At 40.3% G+C, this 10,221-nt stretch carries 7 protein-coding genes and 1 pseudogene; all 8 read right to left on the bottom strand.

The annotated features are described in order from the left end of the window. Positions 1–23: 23 nt before the first annotated feature. The gene (gene glpK, locus B4H39_RS05100) at positions 24–1,520 is read right to left on the bottom strand and encodes a glycerol kinase GlpK (protein WP_251422985.1); all 1,497 of its coding nucleotides are present in this window, start codon (positions 1,518–1,520) and stop codon (positions 24–26) included. A 123-nt stretch (positions 1,521–1,643) separates the two neighbouring features. Then, entirely contained in the window at positions 1,644–3,110 is a 1,467-nt protein-coding gene (locus tag B4H39_RS05105) for a helix-turn-helix domain-containing protein (RefSeq protein ID WP_202231058.1), read from the bottom strand. A 157-nt stretch (positions 3,111–3,267) separates the two neighbouring features. After that, entirely contained in the window at positions 3,268–4,479 is a 1,212-nt protein-coding gene (locus B4H39_RS05110) for a chloride channel protein (RefSeq protein ID WP_251422982.1), read from the bottom strand. Between the two features lie 156 nt (positions 4,480–4,635). Then, positions 4,636–4,875: a DUF896 domain-containing protein gene (locus B4H39_RS05115; protein WP_202231060.1), complete on the bottom strand. Its 240-nt coding sequence runs from the start codon at positions 4,873–4,875 to the stop codon at positions 4,636–4,638. Positions 4,876–4,885: 10 nt separating this feature from the next. Then, entirely contained in the window at positions 4,886–6,919 is a 2,034-nt protein-coding gene (gene glyS / locus B4H39_RS05120) for a glycine--tRNA ligase subunit beta (protein WP_251422979.1), read from the bottom strand. Further along, positions 6,919–7,887 carry a glycine--tRNA ligase subunit alpha gene (gene glyQ / locus B4H39_RS05125; RefSeq protein ID WP_286927532.1) on the bottom strand — a complete coding sequence of 323 codons (969 nt, stop codon included), beginning with the start codon at positions 7,885–7,887 and terminating at the stop codon, positions 6,919–6,921. Before glyQ ends, glyS begins: the two co-directional genes overlap by 1 nt. Before the next feature lie 13 nt (positions 7,888–7,900). Further along, positions 7,901–8,680 carry a formate/nitrite transporter family protein gene (locus B4H39_RS05130; protein ID WP_202231063.1) on the bottom strand — a complete coding sequence of 260 codons (780 nt, stop codon included), beginning with the start codon at positions 8,678–8,680 and terminating at the stop codon, positions 7,901–7,903. A gap of 934 nt (positions 8,681–9,614) precedes the next feature. Next, positions 9,615–10,221 (bottom strand): annotated as a pseudogene (locus B4H39_RS05135) (hypothetical protein); the annotation flags it as partial.

The following is a 10,221-nucleotide window of genomic DNA, read 5'->3' on the forward strand; positions in this document are numbered from 1 at the left end:
CTCCCTGTGTCATCGTCTATCAGTTATTTAAAAGCACGTGTTGCATGCACAGCTTTCTTCCATCCTGCATAGAGTTCTTCCCTGCGTTCTTCCTGCATCTGTGTTTGGAAAATTTTACCTGGTTCGTAAGACTCCTTGAGTTCCTCAATATCTTTCCAGAAGCCAACCGCAAGCCCTGCTAAGAAGGCCGCACCAAGTGCGGTTGTTTCCAAGTCACCTGCACGCTGAATAGGGATATTTAAAATATCGGCTTGGAACTGCATCAAATATTCATTATTTGCTGCACCACCATCTACTTTGAGGAGAGATAGGTCAATGCCAGTATCTTCTTTCATAGTACCAACAACATCACGAACCTGATACGCAATACTCTGCAAGGTTGCTTTAACGATATCTTCTTTAGTTGTCCCTCGTGTCAGACCAAACATTGCACCACGTGCTTCTTGATCCCAGTAAGGGGCACCAAGACCAACAAAGGCGGGAACCACATAAACTTCATCTTTATTGGTAGATTGAAGTGCAACTTCTTCAGAATCACTTGCACGCTCCAGCATCTTTAAGCCGTCACGAAGCCATTGGATGGAAGAGCCTGCGACAAATATGCTGCCCTCCAGAGCATAATAAACCTTTCCATTGATACCATATCCAATGGTTGTCAGTAAGTTATTCTTAGAAATGTGCGGTTTTTCTCCTGTATTCATGACGATGAATGAACCTGTACCATAAGTGTTCTTGATCATGCCTGGTTCAAAGGCCATCTGACCAAAAAGTGCCGCCTGCTGGTCTCCAGCCATACCTGAAATCGGTACTTCTGAACCGAAGAAATGAAAGCCTTTAGTTACGCCGTAAACTTCAGAATTTGACTTGACTTCTGGAAGTAAGGCTGCAGGTATATTGAGGATATCTAAAATTTCTTCATCCCATTTTAACTCATGGATGTTGTAGAGCATGGTACGACTTGCATTGGAATAGTCTGTATAATGCGCTTCACCATCTGTTAATTTCCATAATATCCATGTATCAATCGTTCCAAAAAGGAGTTCCCCTCGCTCTGCACGCTCTTGTGCTCCCTCTACATGGTCAAGAATCCAGCGAATCTTGGTAGCTGAAAAGTAAGAGTCAACGATGAGTCCTGTTTTCTTATGAAAGAGTTCTTCATGTCCGGCTTCTTTAAGAGAGTTTGCGATATCAGCTGACTGGCGCGACTGCCAAACAATAGCATGATAGATAGGTTTTCCAGTTACTTTATCCCAAATGACTGTTGTTTCGCGCTGATTGGTTATACCTATTCCCGCAACTTGAACAGGTTTAATACCTGACTCAATGAAAGCACCTGCGATAACAGATTGGACCGAGTTCCAGATTTCATTTGCATCATGTTCCACCCAGCCTTCTTGCGGGAAATATTGTGTAAATTCTTTCTGGGAACTCCCGATATGCTTCCCTTTTTTATCAAATATAATAGCTCTTGAACTTGTAGTCCCTTGGTCAATTGCCATAATGTAAGAAGTTTCTGTCATTTTCTTTCTCCTTTGTAAACGCTTTCTATGTTTTATATTATAACATCTTTATGGTCTCCTATACTTTCATTTTTTATGGGAAACTTAAAAAAATTGAAAGTATACATAAAAAAACTAAAGCTATCAATTGAGAATAGCTTTAGTTTGAAGTTTTTCTATTTTCAGAGCTTCTATGTGTGTAATGAGCCGCTCAATATCATAATCCCCCGAAAATTCTGAAAGAACATAGACAAATTTTCGACTGTCATTTCTTTTGCTAGAAATAAGCAAATCATAGCTTTGTCCCTCATGATAGTGCTCCAGTTTTATCTTTTCAACCGCGCGGAGACGAATCTTCAAAAACTGTTCTAGGGGAATCTGGTAGGCCGGAGTATCCGACAAGTCGTAAGCCACAATAAGTTTTTGAGAGGATAAGAGTTCCAACAACATAAGGGCATTGCTATAGCCAAAAATTAATTCTGGGAGATCTTGTTCCTTGGGAATATAATGTAAAGCAATACGCTTTAAATCATCCAGTAGTTCTTGAAAACTTTTATCTACCCAATTTTGTTTGCGCAACATCAAAGATTCCTGACTTCTAGTAAAAAGACTGCCTTGGAAAAAAGAAAATTTATTATTGACCTGTGCAAGTTGATAGCTAATCGCTTTTTCTTCCTCAAAACCCAAGCGATTTGGGCGATAATGTTTCAGCATACGTTCTCTAAGAGAAATATTTAACAAAACTGTCGGAAGCTTCTTACTACGAAAGATATCAAACCGATAGTAACTTTCCTTGTCTAAGATAAAAAATGAAAGAAGGAAGCTGTAGAAAAAGATAGTTTCGCACTTGTCCTTAGCATAACTATCATAAATCTTTTGATAGAAAATCGAATCAAGCAACTGATACAGATGATCGTCTTGATAAATTACTTTGGTTTTCAAGGATTTTGTAACCTGAATATCACTTATCAATCGTCGCTTTTCAGCAATAGCTAACCAATGATAAATTTTATCCTGACTACTTTTTGAAAAACTGAGCTTCAAGGTTTCCTCCAGCTGTGTTACAAAGTCTGATTGTAGTTTTGTAACTTGTAGCATATCTGGTCGAAATTTCGGATTTATAGAGTCAAAAAGAAGATAGTAAAAGTATCGAATCTGACTTTCTTCTCCGACAAGCTTATTGTTTTTGACTTGTATTTCAAATTCAGCCAGTAGTTTGTTGAGTTCCTTTATTTTACGAAACAATGTTGACTCACTGATAAGTAATTCCTCAGCCAAATCGATAATCATGTAGTTTTTCTGCTCTAAAAACAGGAGAAGCAAACGATATTTTATACTGTCTTGAATTAAAAAACTGATGATTTCATCTAAACTCTGAGATTCTTCCATTTCCAGAATTACTTTATTGTCCTGTCTCAAAACCTTCATCGGCCTACCCATCATCTGCCCCAGATAGGCGATATCCTCCAAGTAACTTTCTATTGAAGGGCGTGATAAGCCTACCCAATCACTAAGCTCCTGAGCAGTGATTTTTTCATTTTTCAAAACCAACTGCCGAAGAATCTCAATCTGCACCTGCTCCTTTTTCTCCAGTAAAGCTTCAATATTCACAGTTGCTCCAATCTTTCTACAATTCGTACTTTTACCAATTCATGTCGTTCTTTAATTCTATTCTATCATTTCCCTCATTTTTGTTAGGTAAAAATGCTTACTTCCAGTAACTAATAGACAATAAAAAAAGAATAAGACAGCACGCCTTATTCTTCTTTTAGTCTTCTAAATTGAGTTTGCCCTGAGCATAGATTGAAGCATTTCCATTAAGTATGTAAGCGATTGTTACAAGCGGCAAAATATATGGAACCGAACCATAGCCAAAAACTTCTGCTGCTATAAATATCGAAGCAAAATAACTGTTTGTTGCCGCAGAAAAAACAGATACATAGCCTGCTGCTGCGATTAGACCAACAGGTAGACCCAAGAGTAGAGCCAAACTTGCACCCAGACTTGCACCGATAGCAAAGAGTGGCGTTACTTCTCCCCCTTGGAAACCAGCCGAAATACTTAAAACAGTAAAGAGCAATTTCAAAATCCAGTCATAACCATTGATAGGTTGACCGTTAAAACTCATCGAAATCAAATTTGTTCCCAAGCCCGCATAACGGTCTAAGTGAATAAAAATTAAACCCAAGCTCAGCATTAAACCTACGATTAAAATTCTGCGGTAAGGATTGCTGAGTTTAAGCATCATATAGCTTTTCATAAAGGACAAGCCTTGGGCAAACAGGCGACCAACTAAGCCAAAACATAGGGCCACCACCAAAAGCTTCAAAAGTGTAATTGCATCCATATTTAAGTCAGTATTGACCGCAAAGGAAAATTTTTCTAATCCCAAAGCATGGGAAGTTGTACTGGCAACATAGGAAGCAACTAGGGCTGGAAACAAAGCAATGTACTCTATCTTGCCCACCATCAATATCTCAATAGCAAAGAAAGTCGCAGCAATAGGGGTCTGAAACAAACCTGCAAAACCTGCAGCCATACCAGTAATTAAGAGAACTTTCTGCGCTTCTTTAGAAGCGAGTTTTCCACCTAAGGTATGTCCTATTGTTGCACCGATTTGTACAGCTACTCCTTCTCGGCCAACACTTGCTCCAAAGAGATGCGACAGCCATGTTGAAAAGATAATCAAGGGGACCAAGCGTTTGGGAATGTTTTCACGTCCTTTATTCCCTGCCTCAAAAATTAAACCCATACCTTTTTGACTTTCCTTGCCAAAATGCTGATAAGTATAAACAATCACGAGACCCGCCAATGCTAAAAAAGGAAGAAAATATAAGGGATGGGCATCACGTATCTCCGTGATAAAAAGCAAGCCCCGCCCAAACAAAGCATCCACTGTTCCAACAAGAAGACCTATGACAAGTGCCAAAACTGTATAGAAGATAGCCCATCTTGATATTCCAATTCTTACATTTTTCACTAAAAGTAATTCCCCTCACTCCTATGAAGTAGCTCTTGCGCCATCGATTAAAACCTGTACTTTTTTGATTGATGGCTGAAAAGACACTCAGCATTAGCGCCTTGGGCGCAATGATGCGTGTGTATTAAAAACAAGCCAAGCCCACATCCAGTATGTTTAGTCACGCATACCTTTCGCACGTTGAATATCTTTTAGTTTCTCTGGTGTGACATCTTTTCCTTCTTCATCCACCAGTTTTACAGATTCGACCTGTCCACGAAGATTTTCACGCACACTGTCAAGATAAATACGACGTAATTTTGCACGCTCTTCAGTTTCCGCTTCTGTTAAACCTTCTGCTTTGTGTTTACGGGCTAGTTCGTTGATACGTTCAATTTGTTCGTTTGTGATTGCCATAAAATTCTCCTTACTTTGTATTGATTAAACTAAAGTCAGCCATTGTCGCTGTGAGCGATGATAAGTCTGACAGTAAAGCCAAGCGATTGCTGCGTACTTTTTCATCTTCTGCCATAACCATAACCTTTTCAAAGAAATTGTTAATTGCGGGCACAGCTTTGTTAACCAAAAGGTCATATTTTTCTGCGGCAGATAGGGTAAACCATTGGGCTTTAAGCAACTCCGTCACTTCATAAAGTTCCTGCTCCACTTCATTTTCAAAAAGTTCTGAAACCACAGTTCCAGTATTTTCCACTTTTTTGGCCAAGTTAACGACACGTGAAATATTTTCGATAGCTGGTTTAAACTGCATATCGTCTTTATGGTCATTAAGCATCGGTGCAACTTCCATCATGCTTGCGATATCCATTGTGTCTGCTGCAATCGTTGCTTCAACGATATCATGACGAATTTTTTTATCCAAAAGAAGTTTTTGCACGCGACCTTTAAGGAAGTCAATCACTTGTTCCTTGTTCGCATAGTCAAGTGTAGCGATAAACTCAGTAAAGTTAAAGTGCCAATTGCATTTTTCAATGATACGTGTCAAGCCTTGTGCTGCGCGTCGAAGGGCATAAGGATCGTTTGAGCCTGAGGGGATTAAACCAGCGCTAAAGAATGAAAGAATGCTGTCGATTTTATCCGCAGCTGCTAAGACACTACCTACAGCAGTACTTGGTAACTCTCCTTCTGCTGAAACTGGCATGTAGTGCTCACGAATAGCAGCAGCTACATTTGCATTTTCACCTGCTAAGAGGGCGTATTTTTCACCCATCACACCTTGAAGCTCATCAAATTCGCCAACCATGCCTGTCAAAAGGTCAAATTTGTAAATATCTGCTGCACGTGCCACATCTGCCTTCTCAGTTTCTGTCAGTTGAGCGATGTCTGCCAAGTGTGCAGCAATCTTTTTGGTGCGCGCCATGTGTTCCGTAATGGATCCAATCTTAGCGTGGAAAGTGACATTTTCGAGTTTTTTCACCAGATCTGTAATGTTTAACTTTTGATCTTCCTTCCAGAAAAATTCGGCATCCTCCAAACGAGCAACTAAAACTTTTTCATTTCCCAAAATAACATTTTCCATGCCTTCTGCATTGCCATTACGGACAGAGATAAAGTGAGGAGCCAGCTTGCCTTCTGCAGTATAAACTTCAAAATAGCGTTGATTATCACGCATCGAAGTCACCAAAACTTCTTCCGGAACTGACAGATATTTTTCATCAAAGCTTCCCACGAAAGCTGTAGGGTATTCTACCAGATTATTAACTTCTTCAAGAAGTTCAACATGTTTTTCGTCCGAAAATTCAACTGTCCAGTTGTTTTCAATGGCTATTTCTTTGATTTGTTTGCTGATCTCTGCTTTACGTGCTCCGGCATCAACCATGACAAAGTTGGCCTTCAAAACTTCTGCATAATCCGTAGCTTTTTCAATGGTAATTTCTTGGTTTGAAAGGAAACGATGTCCACGTGTTGTGTTTCCAGCAGTCACATCAAGAAGTTCAAAAAGAACCACTTCTGAATCCAATAAAGAAACCATCCATTGAATAGGACGTACAAAGAGGAAGCTATTATTTCCCCATTTCATATAAGTTTTAAACTGCATCTTGCTGATGACTTCAGCGCCAACTTTTGCTAAAATCTCCTGTGCTGCTACACCAGCAATATGCTTGTTTGCAAAATAATAATCGCCTTTAAGCACCAAATCATCTGGTGTCAAACCTTGACCACGGGAGAAGCCTTGGATAGCCTTAGACCAGTTTCCTTCTGCATCTTTAGCAATTTTAGCAGAAGGTCCTTTGACTTCTTCATCCATGGCTTCTGAGCTTTCAGCAAGTCCTTCCACCAAGACAGCCAAACGACGTGGTGTTGAGAATTTACGGATAAGGTCAAAGTTCAAGCGATTTTCATTCAAAAAATCTGAAAGGCGTTCTGCCAATTGGTTAATCGCAGGCGTTACCAAGTGAGCCGGCATTTCTTCCAAGCCGATTTCGAGTAAGTAATTTGCCATTATTTTTCCTCCTGTTCTTCTGCCAATTGTTCTAGAATTTTTGTATATTTCCCTTTTTCGCCCAGATATTTATCGCGTAAAACTTCGTCTTTCAAGAGAGGAAAACCGAGCTTTGCACGTTCTTCAATAAATGTTTTTGCGACTTTACGTGCCATTGTACGCACCCGGTGCAAGTAGCCGGCACGTTCTGTTACAGAAACAGCACCACGTGCATCCAAAAAGTTAAAGGTATGAGAACTCTTCAAGATGAAATCATAAGCAGGATGAACCAAACCTAAATCCAGCAGCTTATGCGCTTCTGCCTCGTACTGATTAAAGAGGTCCAAAAGCATCTCTTGATTGGAAACTTCAAAGGCAAATTTTGAGTGTTCATATTCGGGTTCTTTGAAGATATCACCGTAAAGAACGCCATTTCCCCATTCAAGATCGTATACACTGTCTACTTCTTGAATGGCTGTAGCTAGGCGCTCCAAACCATAAGTGATTTCTGCAGTAACTGAGTCTACTTCGATACCTCCAACTTGTTGGAAGTATGTAAATTGCGTACACTCTTGACCATCAATCCAGACCTCCCAGCCGATGCCGGCACATCCCATTGAAGGATTTTCCCAGTTGTCTTCAACAAAACGAATGTCATGCTCTAGTGCATCGATACCCAGCGCGGCTAAACTTTCCAAATAAAGTTCTTGGATATTTTTGGGTGAAGGTTTCATGACCACTTGAAACTGATGGTGCTGGAAAAGACGGTTGGGGTTTTCTCCGTAACGACCATCAGCTGGACGTCGTGAAGGCTGCACATAGGCTGCTGCCCAAGGTTCTGGACCGTTTGAACGTAAGAAAGTGTATGGACTCATCGTTCCTGCCCCTACCTCATCGTCATAAGCTTGCATTAAGTTTGCACCTTGCTTGGACCAAAAAACTTGCAAAGTCAGAATCATATCTTGAAATGATAATTTATTGTTTGACATTCAATTCTCCTTATTATTTATTAAGTTCATTCATTTGGCGTTTATATCCAAGGAAGTAGAAACCAGCAACAAAAATGACGCCACCGAGCATATTCCCCACATAGACCAGACTGAAATTACGGATGAATTCCATCCATGTTGCTCCGCCTTCAAAAATCGCTGCAGGAATAGCAAAAGCATTTGCCACACTGTGCTGGAAGCCAATAGCAACAAAGGCCATTGTTGGAAACCAAATCGCCATTAATTTTCCGGCGGCATCTTTGGCACCGTAAGAAAGCCACATGGCAAGACCAACAAACCAGTTACAGCCCACACCAGAGACCAGGGTTTGGAGCCAGGTCGCATCAATTTTTGAATCAGCAATGACAATGAGTTCCTCACGATATACACCTGAAGCAGTTAAGCCCACAACATGAGCAAAAAAGAAAGCAACAAAGAAAGCTCCTAAAAGGTTAAAAAAAGTGATAACAAGCCAATTTTTGAGCAAATCTGAAAATTTCACTTTTTTAGCAAAAAACGAGGCTGTAACAGCTGTCATATTTGAAGTGATGAGCTCTCCTCCGCCCATCAGGATAACAATCAAACCGATAGGAAAAACAGCTGCACCGATAAAACTAGCTAAACTTCCTAACTCATCAACAACACTGGAAATAACCCGTATATAGAGCAAGTAGCCCATCGAAATCAGTGCTCCTCCAATAAAGCCAAGCACCGCTTTTTCTAACATCGGTCGTTTGACCTTTTCTTGTCCATGGTGAATGGTGGCAGACAATATTTCTGCTGGATTCATCATAATATTAATACTCTCCTCGTATAAAATAAATATAAAAACCGCGCAATACACCTGTCCTGAGACAAAGGGTGCTATGCACGGTTCCACCTTTATTTTTTACTTCATTCGTATTGCGATGATTTTGGGCCATTTTAAGTCTCGGCTTCCACTGTCCCGAGTCGCTTTCTTCATCTTAAGATTGTAGTCCTTTTTACGAGAAATGTCAAGAGAAGACGAAAAAATTTTTAACTTTCTTTATCAGTCTAAGTTCTAAAGATTGACTGTTCACTAAAAAATCTCTAACCCACGTTCGCTTCTTTTCCGGTCTGTTTTCTCTCTACGATAAAGTCCATGAAAAAGGGTCTTGTCAGTGTTTCCGATGTTCCTGGACAGGATGCCACTTGCCTTTCGAATAACTTTGCTTCTTCCATTTTAGCTCTCTCCTTTCTTAGGCTATCTGCATTTTTCTTTACAAAGCCCCATATAGGCCTCATTTTACTTCAGATGCGCCAACTCTTCAAACAGAAAAAGTTTTCAGATAAGAGATTAGGAAAAAACAAGAATTGTCCAGAAATATCTTTCCCCTTGAAAAAGATGCTGGAGTTACAATTTTTAAGAACTTTTCTGATTATCACTTTCATTTTTTGTCTGATGACTTCATTTTTGAATCAAATCCTCTTGTTCTTATTGACTGCTGTTCTGGATACTAGCGTATTCTTTGCTGTAATCACTGCTGAGGAAGCCTTGTTGCCTGAGGTACTCACCACATTGTTTGTGCTATCCTCATTAAAGTCAACACAGCATGAGCATGGGTTAAACCACCAGCAGTTGCTCCCTTAAACTGCGACTCTTGTTTAAGAGAAACCGGACCAGTCCCACGATTATCAATTACCTACATAAAAAAACGTTCAATATCGACACATCGTATTGTCGTATTGAACATTTTTTGTAATTTTTAATTCGATTGATGAACGATGATGGCCGGACGTGGTCCTCCTTGCACTAGATCAAACATTTGCCAGTTATGCGAACCCATAAAACCACCACCAAATTCTCTGCGGACAAACCATGCCGTATTTGGAGCGTCTGCCCCAGTACGTAAAAACCAATGTCCATTATTCGCAGACATACGCTCTGTAGAGTTAGGAAAGGCGCGGCCTGGACCTGATAAGCGGACTACATCTGCTAAGGAGAGCGAAAAGGCACGAGCTGTTCCACCTGGAACAACTTGAGTCACATCGTTTGCAACGTCTGGAAAATTATTTATGTCAGTTGGAAGCCAGCTATTATTAACCTCCTCATTTGCTTCATTAACCCAAGTTAACACACTAGAATTGATGGCCCCTGTAACAAAGTTATCGGCCACAGGGCGTACCATGGCACGAACCTCAGAACTGAGAGAGTCATACCAATTAGTGATTGCTGACTCTTTCTGAGTAAAATGTACCCCACGTATTGCATCATTCCGAATAATCAAATGGTTCCCACCACCTTGATTCTCCAAATAACGATACTGCTCATTAGCCATAGTAAAGATCGTCCCCGGTGCCATGATGCTAAAG

The sequence above is a fragment of the Lactococcus sp. UBA7128 genome (genome assembly GCF_002492185.1).
Lineage (GTDB): Bacteria > Bacillota > Bacilli > Lactobacillales > Streptococcaceae > Lactococcus > Lactococcus muris.